The 18,499-nt window shown below is 29.5% G+C and carries 18 protein-coding genes; 7 read left to right on the top strand and 11 right to left on the bottom strand.

Translation table 11 applies throughout. From position 1 onward, the window contains the following. Positions 1-37: 37 nt before the first annotated feature. The 5 genes from N3D74_01350 to N3D74_01330 all read left to right on the top strand — a co-directional run bounded on the left by N3D74_01350 (position 38) and on the right by N3D74_01330 (position 4,647). Positions 38-1,192, top strand: coding sequence for an ABC transporter substrate-binding protein (locus N3D74_01350; GenBank protein ID MCX8094825.1), 1,155 nt, complete (start codon positions 38-40; stop codon positions 1,190-1,192). 54 nt (positions 1,193-1,246) lie between these two features. Continuing rightward, complete coding sequence (locus N3D74_01345; GenBank protein MCX8094824.1) at positions 1,247-2,155, top strand: branched-chain amino acid ABC transporter permease; 909 nt, start codon at positions 1,247-1,249, stop codon at positions 2,153-2,155. 10 nt (positions 2,156-2,165) lie between these two features. Further along, on the top strand, positions 2,166-3,167 hold the full coding sequence (locus N3D74_01340; GenBank protein MCX8094823.1) for a branched-chain amino acid ABC transporter permease: 1,002 nt from the start codon (positions 2,166-2,168) through the stop codon (positions 3,165-3,167). Then, entirely contained in the window at positions 3,168-3,950 is a 783-nt protein-coding gene (locus tag N3D74_01335; GenBank protein MCX8094822.1) for an ABC transporter ATP-binding protein, read from the top strand. After that, entirely contained in the window at positions 3,943-4,647 is a 705-nt protein-coding gene (locus tag N3D74_01330) for an ABC transporter ATP-binding protein (protein ID MCX8094821.1), read from the top strand. The genes N3D74_01335 and N3D74_01330 overlap by 8 nt, the downstream gene beginning before the upstream one ends. A 3-nt stretch (positions 4,648-4,650) precedes the next feature. Here N3D74_01330 and N3D74_01325 read toward each other — a convergent pair whose 3' ends face one another. The 7 genes from N3D74_01325 to raiA form a co-directional block, all read right to left on the bottom strand. Further along, positions 4,651-5,985 carry a transglutaminase domain-containing protein gene (locus tag N3D74_01325; protein ID MCX8094820.1) on the bottom strand — a complete coding sequence of 445 codons (1,335 nt, stop codon included), beginning with the start codon at positions 5,983-5,985 and terminating at the stop codon, positions 4,651-4,653. A 98-nt stretch (positions 5,986-6,083) separates the two neighbouring features. After that, on the bottom strand, positions 6,084-6,794 hold the full coding sequence (locus tag N3D74_01320; protein MCX8094819.1) for a PHP domain-containing protein: 711 nt from the start codon (positions 6,792-6,794) through the stop codon (positions 6,084-6,086). After that, positions 6,791-7,663, bottom strand: coding sequence for a YitT family protein (locus N3D74_01315; GenBank protein ID MCX8094818.1), 873 nt, complete (start codon positions 7,661-7,663; stop codon positions 6,791-6,793). The genes N3D74_01320 and N3D74_01315 overlap by 4 nt, the downstream gene beginning before the upstream one ends. Continuing rightward, entirely contained in the window at positions 7,626-8,765 is a 1,140-nt protein-coding gene (gene prfB / locus N3D74_01310) for a peptide chain release factor 2 (GenBank protein MCX8094817.1), read from the bottom strand. The genes N3D74_01315 and prfB overlap by 38 nt, the downstream gene beginning before the upstream one ends. Further along, entirely contained in the window at positions 8,707-11,184 is a 2,478-nt protein-coding gene (secA, locus tag N3D74_01305) for a preprotein translocase subunit SecA (protein ID MCX8094816.1), read from the bottom strand. Before secA ends, prfB begins: the two co-directional genes overlap by 59 nt. Position 11,185: 1 nt before the next feature. Then, positions 11,186-11,626, bottom strand: a complete 441-nt coding sequence (locus N3D74_01300) for a DUF4330 domain-containing protein (GenBank protein ID MCX8094815.1) — start codon at positions 11,624-11,626, stop codon at positions 11,186-11,188. 3 nt (positions 11,627-11,629) lie between these two features. Next, positions 11,630-12,160, bottom strand: a complete 531-nt coding sequence (gene raiA / locus N3D74_01295) for a ribosome-associated translation inhibitor RaiA (protein ID MCX8094814.1) — start codon at positions 12,158-12,160, stop codon at positions 11,630-11,632. 137 nt (positions 12,161-12,297) lie between these two features. Between raiA and N3D74_01290 the strand changes: the two genes are divergently transcribed. Together N3D74_01290 and N3D74_01285 are read left to right on the top strand one after the other, a co-directional pair. Further along, a complete protein-coding gene (locus tag N3D74_01290; GenBank protein MCX8094813.1) occupies positions 12,298-13,821 on the top strand; it encodes a YifB family Mg chelatase-like AAA ATPase in 1,524 nt (507 codons plus the stop codon). Position 13,822: 1 nt separating this feature from the next. Beyond that, entirely contained in the window at positions 13,823-14,470 is a 648-nt protein-coding gene (locus N3D74_01285) for a carotenoid biosynthesis protein (protein MCX8094812.1), read from the top strand. Positions 14,471-14,575: 105 nt separating this feature from the next. Here N3D74_01285 and N3D74_01280 read toward each other — a convergent pair whose 3' ends face one another. From N3D74_01280 to N3D74_01265, 4 genes are all read right to left on the bottom strand, one after another. After that, positions 14,576-15,592: an ornithine carbamoyltransferase gene (locus N3D74_01280; protein ID MCX8094811.1), complete on the bottom strand. Its 1,017-nt coding sequence runs from the start codon at positions 15,590-15,592 to the stop codon at positions 14,576-14,578. A gap of 27 nt (positions 15,593-15,619) precedes the next feature. Continuing rightward, positions 15,620-16,705, bottom strand: a complete 1,086-nt coding sequence (locus tag N3D74_01275; protein MCX8094810.1) for a carbamate kinase — start codon at positions 16,703-16,705, stop codon at positions 15,620-15,622. Positions 16,706-16,719: 14 nt separating this feature from the next. Next, a complete protein-coding gene (locus tag N3D74_01270) occupies positions 16,720-18,189 on the bottom strand; it encodes a pyridoxal-phosphate dependent enzyme (protein MCX8094809.1) in 1,470 nt (489 codons plus the stop codon). A gap of 4 nt (positions 18,190-18,193) precedes the next feature. After that, positions 18,194-18,499: ornithine carbamoyltransferase (locus N3D74_01265; GenBank protein MCX8094808.1), on the bottom strand; the 306-nt coding region annotated here is incomplete at its 5' end.

Genomic DNA, 18,499 nt, shown 5'->3' with positions numbered 1-18,499 from the left:
AATATAATTAATTTAATACCCAAGTAAGGAGGGCACCATGAGGAGGTTAACTTTAATTTTAGTTGTTTTAGTTTTAATTTTAGGAGTTGCAGGCTTAAATAATGCTTGCAAACCAAAAGAGGAGAAACCACAGGTCCAAGAAGAAATTAAAATTGGTGGAGTTGGACCTATTTCAGGTGAGGCAGCAACTTTTGGACTCTCAACAAGAGAAGGTGAAGAGTTAGCAGTTGAAGAGTGGAATGCAAAAGGTGGTGTTTTGGGCAAAAAAATTAAACTTATTTTTGAGGATGACAAAGGAGATCCTACAGAAGCAGCCACAGTATTTACAAAACTAATTGAGCAAGATAAGGTTGTTGGAATTGTTGGAACAGTTATGAGTAAGTGTTCTCTTGCAGGTGCGCCAATTTGTCAAGCAAAAGGAGTTCCAATGATTTCACCAACATCAACAAATCCAAAAGTTACTGAAGTTGGTGATTATATTTTCAGAGCATGTTTCATTGATCCATTCCAAGGAACAGTTGGTGCTAATTTTGCTTATAAAGATTTAGGTGTAAGAAAAGCAGGTTGTGTTTTTGATATTGGAAATGATTATACAAAAGGTTTAGCAGAGTTCTTCAGAGATCAATTTATAAAACTTGGAGGTAAAATTGTAGGTTTCGAATCTCACCCAACAGGAGCTACAGATTTTAAAGCACAATTAACTAAGTTAATTCAAGCAGGCGCAGAATTGATTTATATATCTGATTATTATAATGACGCAGGTTTAATAATGAAACAGGCAAGAGAACTTGGATTTAAAGGGTATTTCTTAGGTGGTGATGGATGGGATTCACCAAAGTTAGTTGAAATTGGAGGTCAAGCAGTTGAAGGTGGTTTCTTTACAAACCACTTCTCAAAAGATGACCAAAGAGCAGAAGTTCAAGATTTTGTTAAAAGATACAAAGCAAAATTTGGAAAAGACCCAGATGCTTTAGCAGCACTAGCTTATGACGCAATGAATTTAATGCTCACAGCTATTCAAAATGCTGGTTCAACAGATGGAGCTAAAGTAAGAGATGCAATGAAAAACATTAGTTTCAAAGGTGTATCAGGTTTAATTACATTTGACCAAAATAGAAACCCTGTTAAATCAGCAGTTATTATTGAAATTAAAAATGGTCAACAAGTTTATAAGACAACTGTAAACCCATAATTTTTTCAATTTAGGGAGGGCAAGAAGCCCTCCCTATTTATTATAAGGAGCACTATGGAAAAAATTTTTAATTTACAACAATTAATAAATGGTATTCAACTTGGAAGTATTTATGCATTAATATCACTTGGATATACTATGGTTTATGGTATAGTTAGGCNAATTAATTTTGCCCATGGTGATTATTTCATGATTGGTGCATTTGCTGCATATTTTACTGTTATTTTATCTACTGCAAGAGGTTTAACCATTCCTGTTTATATTGTATTTTTGATAAGTATGGCAGCAGGAGCAGGTATAGCAGCGCTTGCAAATCAGGTTGCATATAAACCATTAAGATATAAACCGAGATTATCAGCTTTAATAACTGCAATTGGAGTATCAATGTTTATAGAGTATATATTTTCTGCCCTTCCTTTTATTGGTCCATCATATAGAGCTTTTCCAAATGATAAATTAATTAAAAACAAAATATATGAATTTGGTAAAACAACTTTATCAAATTATGCAATTATTGATGTTCTTGTAAGTATTGGACTTATGATATTTTTAACTTATCTTGTTAAATATACAAAAATTGGAAAAGCAATGAGAGCAGTGTCACAAGATAAAGACGCTGCAAAACTTATGGGAATAGATATAGAGAAAATAATAATGATCACTTTCGTTGTTGGAGGTGCATTTGCAGGAGCAGCAGGAATTTTAACTGGTATTTCTTATCCAAGAATATTTCCTTATATGGGTATTCTTCCTGGACTTAAAGCATTTATTGCAGCAGTTTTAGGTGGAATTGGAAACATACCTGGTGCAATGCTTGGAAGTTATATTATGGGGATATCAGAGACATTTGCAACATCTTACAATTCATTGTTAGGTGAAGGAATTGCTTTTGCTATCTTGATAATTGTTTTGATTTTCAGACCTCAAGGTCTTTTAGGTGAAACAGTAGCTGAAAAAGTTTAGGAGAATAAAAATGAAATTACCAAGAAACATACAATTAATAATTTATGCTTTAATTTTTTATCTTTTTGTTTTTTTGTCACACAGATTTGGAATTTTAATTAATGATTATATTTTACATATAATAAATGTATCTCTAATATATGTTATACTCACTGTTAGTTTAAATTTGATAAATGGATTTACAGGTCAATTTTCAATTGGACACATGGGTTTTGCTGCAGTTGGTGCATATGTCTCAGGAATTTTAACAACTCTTATTTGGAAAATAAAACCTGTTAATATACAAAGCTATTTTTTGTTCATAATAGCAATGTTAATTGGTGGTATTTGTGCTTTAGGAATAGGTTATCTTATAGGACTTCCAACTTTAAGATTAAGAGGAGATTATCTAGCAATAGTTACACTTGGATTTGGTGAAATAATAAGAACAATTATAAACAATGTTGATTATGTTGGTGGACCAAGAGGTCTTCTTGGAATTCCAAAATTTTCAAACTTTACTATTATATTTGTAATAACATTAATTTCTGTCATTATAATGAGAAATATAGTATATTCAACTCATGGAAGAGCTTTTAAATCGATAAGGGAGGATCCAATTGCCTCTGAACTTGTTGGTGTAAATACAACTAAATATAAAGTGATGATTTTTACAGTTGCATCTTTCTTTGCAGGAATAGCTGGTTCTCTACTTTGTCATCTCCTTCAAATAGCGCATCCAACTCAATATGGATTTTTAGGTACTATTTTAGTTCTTGTTATGGTTTATGCTGGAGGAATGGGAAGTATCTCTGGATCAATAATAGCAGCATTTGGTTTAACATTTATGTCTGAAGGTTTAAGACTTGTTTTGAGAGCACTTGATGATATAACTCCTACCATACAGATTGGAATAGAATGGAGAATGGTAATTTACGCTCTTCTTTTGATTTTAATAATGTTATTTAGAACAGAAGGTCTTATGGGAAAAAGGGAGCTAAAGATTCTTGTTCCAGAAGAGGAGGAAAGATAAATGGATGTAATTCTTTCTCTTAAAAATATTACTCACTATTTTGGTGGTTTAAGAGCTGTTTGTAATTTTAATATAGATTTACCAAAAGGTGCTTTATGGGGTTTAATTGGACCAAACGGAGCAGGTAAAACAACAATATTTAATTTAATAACAGGAGTTTATACACCAACCCAAGGTAAAATAATTTTTGAAGGACAAGATATAACTGGTTTAAAATCTCACCTTATAATTGAAAGAGGAATTGCAAGAACATTCCAAAATTTAAGAATTTTTAATGAACTTACTGTACTTGATAATATAAGAGTTGCAAGACATTTTAGAACTAATTACTCAATATATGATGCAATTTTAAGAAATAGAAAATATTTTGAAGAAGAAAAGAAAATTAAAGAAGAAGCACTTGAACTCCTTGAGATTTTTGGTTTAAAACATAGAGCAAATGATCTTGCTAAACACCTTCCATATGGAGAATTAAGAAAACTAGAAATTGCGAGAGCGCTTGCTACAAAACCAAAACTACTACTTCTTGATGAACCAGCAGCAGGTATGAATCCTAAAGAAGTTGGAAATTTGATGGAACTAATTCATTCAATAAGAGATACATTTAAAGTAACAATTTTTCTCGTTGAACATCAAATGAGAGTTGTTATGGGAATTTGTGAAAGAATAAAGGTTATGGATTTTGGAGAAACAATAGCAGAAGGAACACCAGATGAAATCAGAAATGATAAAAAAGTGATTGAGGCATATCTAGGAAGTGAAGGAGGAAAATGTAATGCTTGAAGTTGTAAATCTTGAAGTAAATTACGGAGCAATTAAAGCACTTAAAGGTATATCTTTTAAAGTAAAACCTGGAGAAATTGTAACTTTAATTGGTGCAAATGGTGCTGGTAAAACAACAACTTTGAGAACAATTAGTGGTCTTATAAAACCTTCTGATGGAAAAATCTATTTTAAAGGTCAAGATATAACAAACCTTGATGCTCATAAAATTGTTGAACTTGGAATTTCTCATGTACCAGAAGGAAGGAGAGTTTTTGCAACTTTAACTGTTATGGAAAATCTCGAACTTGCAGCATGGACAATTAAAGATAGAAAAATAAGAAATGAAAGATTTGAAATGGTTTTTGAAATTTTTCCTAGACTTAAAGAAAGAAGAAAACAATTAGCAGGGACACTTTCTGGTGGAGAACAACAGATGCTTTCAGTTGCAAGAGCATTAACAACCGGAGGAGATATAATGCTCCTTGATGAACCTTCAATGGGACTTGCTCCAATTCTTGTTGATGAAATTTTTGAAATTCTTGAAAAAATTAATAAACAAGGAACAACAATTCTTTTAGTCGAGCAAAATGCAAGAAAGGCACTGAATCTTGCTCATTATGCATATGTTCTTGAAGTTGGAACAATTGCACTTGAAGGTGATGCTAAAGAACTTTTGAATGACCCTAGAGTTAAAGAAGCATATCTTGGAGGTTAAGACTTAAATAGAAAAATTTTCAAGGAGAAGACCTTCACCTGGTTCATAAATATCAATTACTTTTTTATCTTTATTTAAATAAACTTTTAATTTAAAAAATTTTTTATTATCTTTTTCTGAAAATTTCTTTATATCAAGTTTAATTAAAATAGATCCTTCTCCAAAATTAAAAAATAAAGATGAAACAAAAATTTCACCTACATATTTATTATTGAGCCCATCTAAAATAAAAATAAAAAGTGATTTATCACTAAAATTAAACAAAGACCACTTCATTTTTATCTTTAAAAAATAAAAACTATTAATTTTTATTCCACCAATTCCTGTAATTACAATATTTTCCTTTAAATATTTATTATTAACAATTTCTTCATATGGATAAATTCCAGTAATATTATTTTTATTTTTTTTGAGTTCCCCTCTTACTCCAGCAAAAAATGATTGAAGTGTAGTTAAATTTCTTACCTCTTTTACATAATAACCATCATATTTATTTATAAATCCATATGTTGGGTCAAGGTTTATCCATTTACCATTTATAAATGATTCAATAAAAACATGGTCAACTGGAAAACCAGAAGCAAAAACTAATCTAGATGGTATTCCAACACTTCTTAAAAGTGAAATAAGAACTATTGATCTTTCAGAGCATACTCCATATATGGAACCCTCTTTCTCAAATTTTTCTATATAATGGAAATCTGGATAATCACCTGTGAATGTTACATTTATGCCTGAAGCAAAAATTTTCATAACAAAATTTAAATATTCTTGAGCTGTTTCAAATTCACTAATTTTTTTAAATTTTTCTGCATAATATTTAATTTTTTCATTAAAAGGATGAATCCCGCCCTCTTTCTCTAATGTTGGGGTTGTTATTCCATATTCAAAATTATATCCAACAATATAAGGAATTAAATTTTGATTTGGATTTTCAAAATAGAATTTATCAACAGTTCCCATCACTATTTTTAATTCATATGGTTTAAGGTAATGTGTAAAAGTTAATTTTCCATTATAAACACCTGTTAAAGAATTTGTTTTAATTTTTAATTTAAGAAAAATTTCTCTTTTAGGCAAGATTCCATCGAGGTGATAAAATCCATTCTCAAAAATTGGTTTTATCCAATTAAAATTGTTGTTTTGTCTTTCTCTTTCACCAAGAGCCCACTCAATTATTTCAATATTTGCATTTAATGGATTTTCAATTTTAATTTTTAAATTGAAACTGTAATCTCTTTCAAAATAAAGTTTATTTATAATTTCAAATTCTTGATTTACCTTATAATAATGAATAATAGGAAATGGAAGTTCTTGAGGATTTTCAATTAAAGACAAAAAATATATATAGTTATAATATATAAGCCAGATAAAAAATAATACAATTATTAAAAATAAATATCTTTTATAATGCTTCTTTATATGTCTTTTTATTTTTAAATATCTTTCAATAACTTTTCAAACTCCTCTAACCTCTCATTTATAACTTTAATATTGAAATCTTTAATAATATTAATTGCAATTGAGAAATCACCAACATAATATGAAAAGTGAGCATCTGAGGAAATAAAAACTTTAACTTTATATTTTTCGCATAAATATAACATCTCTTTATAATAATTTACCCAAGTTTCTCCTCTTTTTAAAACATTGTTGTTTAACTCTAAAAATTTTCCTAAGTCTCCTGCAACTTTTACAATCTCTTCTAAATTAATTGGATATGGAAAATATGGATCTCCTGGATGTGCTATACCTTTTATATATTTTCTTTTAAGAGCATTTATCATACTTTTTGTATTTTTATCTATTGAATTTGAAGAGTACGGAGTTTGATTATGAAATGCAATTATATTAAAATCAAGATTTTTTATTATTGACTCTGGAAGGTCAACATCACCTTCATCAGAAATAATATTTAATTCAACCCCAGTAAAAATTTTTATTCCATCTATATATTCAGGAAGATACCTCGATGCAAGCATTTTAAAATATTCAATACTTGGGCTATCAGGTCTTAAAGGTCCATGATCTGTAATACATAAACCCTTAAGACCAATTTTTTTAGCATATTCAATATTTTCAAGTAAAGTTGAAAAAGCATGACCTGTTAAAATTGTATGAGTATGCGTATCAACTTCAATTTTCATCTTTTTGCCTCCTCAATTGGAATAAACCCTTCTCCTATAACTTCTCTTGCATCTCCGATTACAACAAATGCTTTTGGGTCTTCTTCATGTATTATCTCTTTAAGTTTTGAAATCTCTCTTTGATGAACTACGCAAATAAGGGCTTTTTTCTCAACACCTGTGTATGCACCAGTTACAGTAAGTTCTGTAACACCTCTTTCAAGTTCATCCATAATTCTCAATTTAATTTTGTCAACTGAATCTGAAATTAAAAAAACTGTTTTTGCTGTTAAAAAACCCTCTTGTACTGCATCAACAACTTTAGAAGATATAAAAAGAGAAAGCATTCCATAAAGAGAGTATTCGAGCGCTTTGAAGACAATACCTGCAATTAAAACTATTGTTGTATCTAGAATAAACATAGATGTGCCAAAAGAAAGACCTGTAAAACTATATATTAATTGACCTAATAAATCTGTTCCACCTGTGCTCCCCCAGTTTTTAAAAACTATTCCAACTCCAACACCTACAAGAACTCCTCCATAAATTGAAGCAAGTAAAGGATTTGAGGTTAAAGAAGCAAAATATATTGAAAAAAAGTCAATAAAAAAAGATGACATTATTACTCCAAAAAGAGTTAATCCTATAAAATTAAACCCCCATTTTTTTCCTGCAATAATAAAAAGAGGTACATTTAAAATAAAATACATTAAACCAACTGGGAAACCTGTTAAGTGAAATATAATAATAGAAAGACCAGAAAAACCACCTGGGGCAATTTTGTTAGGTGATAAAAATAATACAATTCCAAGAGCTTGAATGATTGATCCTAATGTTATACCTAATAATCTTTTAATTAATTTCTTTATTGGTATCTTTGTTTTTTTCATCTTTTATATATTTTAAATAACTCCATATAAAATCATCAATATTTCCTGAAATAACTTCTTCAACATTATAGATTTCAAAACCTGTCCTATGATCTTTTACAAGAGTATATGGATGAAAAACATAACTTCTTACCTCATATCCCCATGAGGCAGAAACAAACCCACCTTTAAGTTCATAAAGTTTTTTCTCTTTCTCTTGTCTTTTAAGTTCAATTAATTTTGCCATAAGAATCTTCATTGCAGTTTCTTTATTTTTTAGTTGAGATCTTTCATTTTGACAAGTTACAGTTATTCCTGTTGGAATATGAACAATTCTAACTGCTGAATCAGTTTTGTTAACATATTGACCACCATGTCCACTTGCTCTAAAAACATCAATTCTTAATTCGTCATCTTCGATTTTCAACTCTTCATCTTCAATTTCAGGAATAACCTCAACTAGGGCAAAAGAAGTATGTCTTCTTCTATTCGCATCAAATGGTGAAATTCTTACTAATCTATGAACACCACTTTCGCCTTTGAGAAGTCCATATGCATATTTTCCCTTTATCAATATTGTTGCACTTTTTATGCCCGCTTCCTCTCCATAAGATATATCTACTACTTCAGTTTTAAAACCCTTTTTATCGCTCCATCTTAAATACATTTCAAATAAAATTTGAGTCCAATCCATTGCATCAACTCCACCTGCGCCAGAAGAAAGAGAAAGAATAGCATTTTTATCATCATATTCCCCAGAGAGAAAATATGCTTTTTTGTATTCTTCAAGATTATCAAATAATTTTATGATATTTTCTCTTAATTCTTCCCTTAAACTTTCATCTTCTTCTTTTTGAAGGAGTTCTAAAATAAGTTCGCTCTCTTTAAATAAAGATATTATATTTTCACCCCTCTCTTTTTCTTCTTTTAATCTTTCGATAGAAGATAATATCCTTTTTGCCTCTTCACTCCCCCAATCTTTTATATTAAAGGTTTTTTCTTCAAACTCTTTTAATTTGTTATTAATTTTTTTTAGTTCTTCCTCTAAAGAGAGGTTTTCAAATTCAATTTTTAGTTTTTTTAAGTTCTCTTCTTCTTTCCTCTCTATTCTTTTTTCGTTCAACTGTTATCTCCACTCTAAATAAAAATTTGATCCAATCTTCTCTAATAGACTTCATCATAGTTTGGAATAATTCAAAACCTTCAAGTTGATAAGCAATTAATGGCTCTTGTTGACCATATGCTCGAAGACCAATACCTTCTTTTAAATGATCCATATTATAAAGATGTTCTTTCCATTTATTATCAATAATTCTTAAAAGAAGATATCTTTCTATTTCTCTTAATGGATCTTCTCCAAAAGAAATTTTTATCTCTTCAATATTTTTTGATAACTCTCTTAGCCTATTTTCCTTTTCAATGTATCTTTTTTGTGCAACATCAAACAAAACTTTTTTAATTTCACTTTCTTTTATTTTAGAGAATTCATGAGGAGGAATTAAAATTTGAGTTAAATCTAAAAAAGCTTTTGATAAACCATCATAATCTTTTTCTTCTAGAGTCTTTGATAAATGTATATCACATATCTCATTTATAATTTCATCTAAAAATTTAAAAACATCCTCTCTTAAATCTGCTTTCTCTAAAATTCTTCTTCTCTCTTTATAAATAATTTCTCTTTGTTTATTTAAAACATTATCATACTCAAGAAGGTGTTTTCTTATTTCAAAGTGATATGCTTCAACTCTTTTTTGAGCATTTTCTATTGTTTTAGAGAGTAGTGGATGTTCAAGAGGAGTTTCATCCATTTTGAAGAAATCCATAAGTTTCTTAATCATATCTCCACCAAAAATTCTTAAAATTTCATCTTCAAGAGACAAATAAAATCTTGAACTTCCAGGATCTCCTTGTCTCCCTGCTCTACCTCTTAATTGATTATCTATTCTTCTCGATTCGTGTCTTTCTGTTCCAATTATGTGTAAACCACCCAACTCTTTAACTCCTTCACCTAAAACAATATCAACTCCTCTACCTGCCATATTTGTTGCTATTGTTACCATTCCTTTTTCACCAGCATGTTTTATTATTTCAGCCTCTTTTTCATGATATTTCGCATTTAAAACTTGATGTGGAATTCCCTCTCTTTTTAGCATAGAAGAAAGAATTTCAGATTTTTCAATTGATCTTGTTCCTACAAGAACTGGTCTACCAATTTTATACCATTCCTTTATCTCTTCGACTATCTTTTTAAATTTTATCTTTTCTGTTCTATATACAACATCTGGATAGTCAATCCTTATCATTGGTTTATTTGTAGGTATAACAACAACCGGAAGACCATAAATTTCAATAAATTCATCTTCCTCTGTTTTCGCTGTTCCAGTCATTCCTGCAAGTTTTTTATACATTCTAAAATAGTTTTGGAATGTTATTGTTGCAAGTGTTTGACTCTCTTCTTTTACTCTTAATCCCTCTTTTGCCTCTATTGCTTGATGGAGACCATCTGAATATCTTCTACCAAACATTAGTCTTCCTGTAAATTCATCAACAATAATTACTTCACCATCTTTTACAATATAATCAACATCTTTTTTAAAATGAATTAATGCTCTTAATGCCTGAATAACATGTGATACAAGTTCAACATTTTCACTTGCATATAGATTTTCTACTCCAAAAAACTTTTCAACTTTTTTTACTCCAGATTCTGTTAAAGTTACATTTTTTTCTTTTTCATCAGATGTGAAATCTTCGTTAATTTTTAATTGTTTTGCAATTTGTGATGCTTTGTAATAAACTTGTGTGCTTTTTTCACTTGGTCCTGAAATAATTAGTGGTGTTCTTGCTTCATCAATTAAAATTGAGTCAACCTCATCAACAATTGCATAGAAAAGTTCTCTTTGAACAATCTGTTCAAGTGAGATTGCCATGTTATCTCTTAAATAATCAAACCCAAATTCATTGTTTGTTCCATAAGTTATATCCGCTAGATATGCATCTCTTCTTGAACATGGAATAAGTTTCACAGTAAATTTTTGAGGATCATCCCACTCAACAAGAAAAGATGATTCATGTTGAATCACTCCAACTGTTCTTCCTAAGAATTTATAAATTGGACCCATCCATAAAGCATCTCTTTTAGCAAGATAATCATTTACAGTGACAAGGTGAACCCCTCTTCCTAAAAGAGAGTTAAGGTAAATTGGAAGAGTTGCAACAAGAGTTTTTCCTTCACCTGTTTTCATTTCTGCAATTTTTCCTTCATGAAGAACAACTCCACCCATTAATTGAACATCAAAATGCCTTAAGCCAATAGTTCTAACTGAAACTTCTCTTACAACTGCAAATGCTTCATATAATATATCTTCAAGAGTTTCACCATTTTCAATTCTCTTAATAAATTCAGATGTTTTATTTTTTAATTCATCATTTGTTAATTTACTTACATCGCTTTCATAAGAGTTAATTTTTTCAACATATGTTGATAATCTTTTTAGTTCTCTTTCTTCTCCAGAAAATAGTTTTTTCAAAAAATTTGCCATTTTACTCCTTATCTAATGATAAAATTGTTCCAACAAATCTTACTTTATCAGTTTCAAATATTATTTTACCCCCAACTCTAACTGTTGTTCTATTGTATGATAAAATTAATTTTTTTGATTTATTTACACTTTTTACTGTTAAAATAATACTTTTAAAAATTGGATGAGGTGATTTTACAATTTCGCCAGTTGAAGTTTCAACAGGATGTTCTGCATCTTTTACAATCTTATCAACAATTACAAAAATTTTATTCCCACTACTATCTATTAAATAATCTCCTATTTTTAAATTGTCGCAAACCTCTTGAAGAACATTTGAAACTGACATTTTTGCAATTACATAAAATGTCTTCTCTTTTCCTTCAGAAAATTTTCTTGATAAAAGAAGAATTGAAAAGATAATTATTAAAAAAATTAATGAATAAATAATAATTTTTTTCATAATTTATTCTGGTTCAATTAAACCATAATTACCATCGTTTCTTTTATAAACAACATTTATTTTATCTGTATTTGAATTTAAGAAAACAAAAAATGTGTGACCTAGCAGTTCCATTTGCATAATTGCTTCTTCTTCATCCATAGGTTTTAGAACAAATTTTTTAACTTTAACAATTTTTGGTATATCTTCAACAACAGTTTCTGAAGTGGATGTTTCTGCTTTATCTAAAAATTTCTTTGTTTCTCTTCTTCTTTCTACAAAACTCTCTTTATATTTTTTTATTTGTCTTTTAATTTTGTCAAGAACATCATCAATTGAGGCATAAATATCTTGAGTTTTACTCTCTCCTCTAATTACTGTTCCAGACATGGAAATAGTAACTTCTGATTTAAAAAGGCCCCTCTCTTTTGAAATTATTAAATTCGCTTCTTGTATGTTTTCAAAGTATCTTTCTGCTGTTGCAAATCGTTTTTCTGCATAATTTATTACATCATCTGTTAAGTTAATACCTTTTCCTTGAACAATAAGTTTCATAATATCCTCCTAAATATGTTTTAATTATTAATAAGAATCTAATCTAACTTTTTATCAGTATAATATTATTTCCTTATTCTGTCAAATTTTTTATTTATTATTGAAAAATCAATGAAATTTTATTATGCTTAAATGTAATGTATGCAAGAGTAAAAAGTTTGGTAAATGTTGGGCTAAAAGTTTATGATATACTTGTTGAGGTTGATATATCTTCTGGTCTTCCATCATTTACAATTGTGGGTCTCCCTGATACTTCAATTCAGGAAGCAAAAGAGAGAGTAAGAGCAGCAATAAAAAATTCTGGTTTTGAATTTCCTGTCAGAAAAATAACTGTAAATCTTGCTCCTGGTGAAATCAAAAAAGAAGGAACACTATTTGATCTTCCAATTTCAATTGGAATTCTTACTGCTTCAGGTCAAATTAATCAAGAGATTGTAGAAAAATATTATTTTGTTGGAGAGCTCACTCTCGAAGGAGAACTTGGAAAAATAAATGGAGGTCTTTCTTTGTCATTATTTTTAAAAGAAAAAGAGGAGCCATTAATAATTCCTCAAAAAAACCTATATGAGTGTGCTTTATCAAAAGAAACAAAACTTATTCCTTTTAGAAATTTAAGTGAAGTTGTTTTATTTTTAAGAGGAGAAATTCAAAAAGATATAATTAAAAATTATCCAGTTGAGTTCAGTGAGGAAAATTTTGACATAGATTTTTCAGATGTTAAAGGTCAGACTTTTGTTAAAAGAGCAATGGAAATTTCTGCAGCAGGAAGACATCATCTTATTATGGTTGGAGCACCTGGTTCTGGAAAAACAATGCTTTCTCAAAGAATGATAACAATTATGCCAGAACTCTCTTTTGATGAAGCAGTTGAAATAACAGAAATTTATTCTATTGCTGGAATTCTAAAAGAAGATGAAGAAATAATAAAAAGAAGACCATTTAGATCTCCACATCATACAATTTCTTATGCTGGTCTTGTTGGAGGAGGAACAAATCCAAAGCCTGGTGAAATAAGTTTAGCGCATAAAGGAATACTCTTTCTAGATGAACTTCCAGAGTTTAGAAGAGATGTTTTGGAAGTTCTAAGACAACCTATTGAGGAAGGTTTTGTTACTATTTCAAGAGTAAAAACCTCACTTACTTACCCGTCAGATTTTCTTTTAATTGGAGCAATGAATCCATGTCCTTGTGGTTATTTTGGTGATTCTGAAAAAAATTGCACCTGCTCTTTAAGTGAAATAAAAAGATACAGAAGTAAAATTTCAGGACCACTTTGGGATAGGTTTGATATAAAAATTAAAGTTCCTAGAGTAAAAGAAAACGAAGTTTTTAGTAAAGAGAGTGGAGAAAGTTCAAAGGTTATCAGAGAAAGAGTAAAAAGAGCTTGGGAAATACAAAAAGATAGATATAAGAATGAAAAAGTAAAATTTAATGGAAAATTAACTCCAATGTTAATTAAAAAATATATTCCCATAACTCAAGATGGAGAAAATACATTAAAAAATGCATTAAAAACCCTTAATTTAACTTTAAGAAGCTTTCATAAGATAATAAAACTTGCAAGAACGATAGCAGATTTAGAGGGCAATGAGAAGGTAAATACATCACACCTTCTCGAAGCGATTAGTTATCAAAGATACGGACTTATGGATGAAATATAAATTGAAATTAATTTTAAGAATAATAATTTTATTTTTTATACCTTTAATTTATGAATATATTGGAATAAATTATGGTGGACCACTTAGAGTAAGATATTATTACAGTCACTCATTTAAACCACAAATTTTAGGCTTACCAATTTTTGTTTGGATTTTCTGGGCAATTTTTATATTAATTTCATATTATTTATCAAGTTTAATATTAATAAATATTCTCAAATTAGATTATAATGCTTTTATAAAAGATAAGTTAAATTTTATTTTGATTTCTCTTTTTGATGGGTTTATTGTAACAACTTTTGATCTATTTATTGATCCTATTGCTATAAAATATGGATTATGGAGATGGGAAAATTTTAAGTTTTCGTATTTTGGAGTTCCGATTGGAAATTTTGTCGGGTGGTTCATAATTGCAACATCAACTTCATTTCTTTTAAGAATATTAGATTATTTTATGCCTACAAAATTAAATCTTAAAATATTAAAATTTATACCAATAATTTATCTATTTATAATATTTATCCTCTCATTATCATCAACTTTTTTATTAGACATAGAGTTATCTTTGATGAGTTTACTTGTTTCTTCGCCAGTTAATATTTTATCAATCTATTCAATTAGAATATATTTATCTAAAAAGTATTTATAAAAATTTTCAAATTGAGTCTTTTTTGAAAAGTAAAAGTATAAAAATAAAAAGCCCTCCTTGGTAATCTAGGAGGGCTTAATCAAAATTTTTTTAAATTAAGAATCTTTATAAGTCACCCATTGTTAAAGCCATAACTGCCTTTTGTACATGGAGTCTATTTTCTGCAATATCATAAATAATTGATTTTGGTGAACTTGCTACTTCATCTTCAACTTCATTTCCTCTATCAACTGGCATTGGATGGATGAAATATGCATCATTTGTTAGTTTCATAAGTTCTTTGGTTAAAATCCAATCTTTAAATTGATTTGCCATCTCTATTTCTTTTTCCTTTCCCCAATCATATCTTTTTGGACTCATCCAGTTTCTTGAATATACAACATCTGCATTCTCAATTGCTTTCTTTAAATCTTCTGTTGTACCAGTAATTATTTCGAAACTTCCATTTGATTTTTTAGAATTATCTCTAACCATATCCATAACTTCTGGATCAAGATCATATCCTGGTGGATAAACAAGTTTTATATCCATTCCAAACATTGAAGAGATAAGTAAATTTGCATGAACTGAAGACCAACTTCTTACCATTGTTGAATATCCCCACATCATAACTAATTTTTTCTTTTTCACGCAACGCATATGTTCAAGCATTCCCATCATATCAGCAAGTGCTTGACAAGGATGACATTTGTCATGCGCCATTGATATAACTGGTATATCTGCATATTTTGCGTACTCTCTTAAAATAAAATCTCCATCTCCATATCTTTCGATAGAGTCTTCAAGAATTCTTATTCCTATTCCTACTCCATAACGGCTCATAACTTTTGCAGCATCTTCGATTGTTTCTCCTGCTTTACCTTTTTCTCTTAATCTCATTGTTTTTGGTTCAAGAAATTGAGCATGTCCTCCAAGTTCTGTTGCTGCTGTTTCAAAAGATTGTCTTGTTCTTACGCTAGGGTTATAAAACATCATAAAGAATGTTTTATTTTTTAATGAATCCTTATATGGATTTGTGTATCTTGCTCTCTTCATCTCTCTTGCCACTTCAAGTGTTTCTTCGATTTCTTGAAGTGACCATTCTTGTATTGTTATTAAATCTCTCCCATGTAATTTATGCATAATTTTCTCCTTGATTTTGATAAAAAATTACTCTCTTACAATTGTTGTTCCAGCTTTACCCTCAAGTGTTTCAAGATACTTTTCTGTTAATGAAATATAGGCAATTTTTCCACCACCTTCTAGGAACTTTATTATTGCTAAAATTTTTGGACCCATGCTTCCGGGTGGAAAATGACCCTCATTATAATATTTCTTTGCTTCTTCAAGAGTTAATCTCCTAAGGTCAACTTGTTGTGGAGTTTGATAATAAAGTTTTGCTCCATCTTCTCCAGTGAAAATTGTAAATGTTACATCAACATCTTCTCCTCTTTCTTTTGCTCTTTGAATTAACATTCTACCAAGAAGTGAGGTTGCTAAATCTTTATCAATAACTGCTTCAACCCCATTATAAATTTTTGTCCCCTTTCCATTTCTAAATACAATTTCGTAATTGCATCTAAACTCTCCTTTTTCATCTGGTTCAACCTCTACAACTGGAATTCCTCCACCACCCACAGTAATTGGAATAAATCCTTTTTCAATTGCTGCTTCTATAGCATCTATTTCTACAATATCGAGTGGTTCAGGTGATGGAACAACTTTTCTCCAAATTTCATTTCCTTTATCATCCTTTTTATAAAGCTTCATAGCCCAACCATCTTTTTTCATTCTTTCTTCTGCTTCTTCTCTTGTATAAGATGGGCCAATATATTTTGTAGGATTTTGAAATCCTGGATCATTTTTATCAACAACAACTTGTGTTACGATTCCTACTACAGTTTTGTTGATTCCATTTGCTCTTAATTCATTTCCTAAAATTTGACCAATCATATATCCCATTGAACCTTGTGTATCTGAACCACAAACATCAAGTGGAATTGGAGGTAAAATTGGTCTTGAATATTCAGATCTTAAGAAAACATTTCCAACTTGAGGGCCATTACCATGTGTTATAACATAAATGTCATCTGGAAATTGTTTCATGATTTTTACTATATGTTTACAGGTTTCAGAAGTTCTTTTCCATTGCATTGCAATGTCTGGAATAATTGGTTTACCTTTTTCATCGGTTAAACCAACTGGCGAAACTTCATTTCCACCAAAAGCAAATATTCTAATGTGTTTCTTTGCCATTCTTTAATCCTCCTTTAAATGTAGTTTTTAATAAGTCCAACTCTCTCATTAAACTCTCTTATTTTCTCATCCCAAATTTTGTAGGAATTTAATTTTTCCTTAAAATAATTTTCATTATTCCATTGCTCTTCTAACTCTTCAACACTCTTTCCCCTCTGTTCAACCCATGTGAAATATTTTAAATTATGAATTCTTCTCTTTTCATAATAAGAAAGCTCTAGCATCCAGTTTGTATTTTGATTTAGTAAAGCTTCAATAAAATCTTTTTCTGCTTGATTAATTGTATATTCTCCTCTTTGTTCTCTCAATTCAATAATCCTTGATCCATAAAGTTCCATTGAATCAGTTGCAACAGTCATAATTATATCATTTTCTTTAAATTCATAATATTTTGAAATTTTAATTGAACCTATAAGATTTGCTATGCTAGAGATACCTAAAAGGTTAAGATTTTCTATTAATTTTTCATCAATTTTTAAACTTTTAAGAAATTCTTTACCTTTTTCTTCATTGAATAATCTCAATACTCTTATGCAATCTTCATCATCAATATCAACTACAATGTCAAGATTTTTAACATCCATTACCCAGGGAACATGTTTGTCTCCTATTCCTTCAATTCTATGAGAACCATATCCATTCATTAGAAGTGTTGGACATTGAAGTGCTTCACCTGCTCCAATTTTAATTTTAGGAAATTTTTCTTTAAGGTAATTTCCAGATCCAAGAGTCCCTGCTGAACCTTGAGTTAAAAAAAGTGCAGATAGTTTATCACTATCCTTCTTAATATTATAAAAAACTTCTTCCATATTAGGACCTGTTACTGCATAGTGCCATGTTGGGTTTCCAAAATCATCAAATTGATTTAATACAACAACCTCATCTGGATAAATTCTTTTTAGTTCTTCACTCTTATCAAAAACTTCTTTTACATTACTCTCGCTTCCTGGAGTTGGATAAATTTCAGCACCCATATTTTTTAGCCATTCAAATCTCTCTTTACTCATTCCTTCAGGTAAAACAGCAATACTTTTGCAACCAAGTAGGTTTGAATTAAATACACCTCCTCTGCAATAATTTCCAGTTGAAGGCCATAATGCCTTATGTTTTGTTGGATCAAATTGACCTGTTACAAGAAGAGAGACAAGTGGTCCAAATGTGGCTCCAACTTTATGTGACCCAGTTGGAAACCATTTTCCAATTAAAATAATTATTCTTGCTTTGACTCCTGTTAATTCTTTTGGGAATTCTATAAAATTTATTCCATTAAATCCACCACCAAATTTTTTTGGTTCATTTTTCCATGTTATTCTAAATAAATTTCTTGGATGAGTATCCCAAAGCCCTATATTCTTTAATTCATCTTTAATTTTTTGAGGGATCTTATCTGGATCCCTCATTTCTTCATATGTAGGTATAATTATGTTTCTCTCTTTTGCTCTATCTATTGCTTTTTTTAATACCTCTTCATTTTTTATTTCCATAAATTTACCTCATAAGTAAAGCCATAATTGCTTTTTGAACATGCAATCTATTTTCTGCTTCATCAAAAACTACTGATTGAGGACCATCAATTACATCATCATCTACTTCAAAACCCCTATCTGCTGGAAGACAATGCATATATATAGCATCCTCTTTTGCTAGTCTCATCATTTCTTTTGTTGTTTTCCAATGTTTATTTTTCTCAAATAGTTCTTGAGTTTTTTCTAACATCGGTTTATCTACTTCTGGAGGTATAAAGTGTTTACTCGTCCATGATTTTGGATAAACAATATCAGCATCTTTAAATGC

It is taken from the genome of Caldisericia bacterium (assembly GCA_026414995.1).
Classification (GTDB): domain Bacteria; phylum Caldisericota; class Caldisericia; order B22-G15; family B22-G15; genus JAAYUH01.
Note: the sequence above shows the minus strand (reverse complement) of the source record. Positions and strands in the feature narration are given on the sequence as shown.

Bases quoted from the DNA above. Each gene is read 5' to 3' on its own strand.
- N3D74_01335 (MCX8094822.1), top strand. From the start codon at position 3,168: ATGGATGTAATTCTTTCTCTTAAAAATATTACTCACTATTTTGGTGGT.
- N3D74_01270 (MCX8094809.1), bottom strand. From the start codon at position 18,189: ATGGAAATAAAAAATGAAGAGGTATTAAAAAAAGCAATAGATAGAGCA.
- raiA (MCX8094814.1), bottom strand. From the start codon at position 12,160: ATGAAACTTATTGTTCAAGGAAAAGGTATTAACTTAACAGATGATGTA.
- N3D74_01330 (MCX8094821.1), top strand. From the start codon at position 3,943: ATGCTTGAAGTTGTAAATCTTGAAGTAAATTACGGAGCAATTAAAGCA.
- N3D74_01340 (MCX8094823.1), top strand. From the start codon at position 2,166: ATGAAATTACCAAGAAACATACAATTAATAATTTATGCTTTAATTTTT.
- N3D74_01320 (MCX8094819.1), bottom strand. From the start codon at position 6,794: ATGAAAATTGAAGTTGATACGCATACTCATACAATTTTAACAGGTCAT.
- secA (MCX8094816.1), bottom strand. From the start codon at position 11,184: ATGGCAAATTTTTTGAAAAAACTATTTTCTGGAGAAGAAAGAGAACTA.
- N3D74_01300 (MCX8094815.1), bottom strand. From the start codon at position 11,626: ATGAAAAAAATTATTATTTATTCATTAATTTTTTTAATAATTATCTTT.
- N3D74_01275 (MCX8094810.1), bottom strand. From the start codon at position 16,705: ATGGCAAAGAAACACATTAGAATATTTGCTTTTGGTGGAAATGAAGTT.
- N3D74_01290 (MCX8094813.1), top strand. From the start codon at position 12,298: ATGTATGCAAGAGTAAAAAGTTTGGTAAATGTTGGGCTAAAAGTTTAT.
- N3D74_01315 (MCX8094818.1), bottom strand. From the start codon at position 7,663: ATGAAAAAAACAAAGATACCAATAAAGAAATTAATTAAAAGATTATTA.
- N3D74_01280 (MCX8094811.1), bottom strand. From the start codon at position 15,592: ATGCATAAATTACATGGGAGAGATTTAATAACAATACAAGAATGGTCA.
- N3D74_01350 (MCX8094825.1), top strand. From the start codon at position 38: ATGAGGAGGTTAACTTTAATTTTAGTTGTTTTAGTTTTAATTTTAGGA.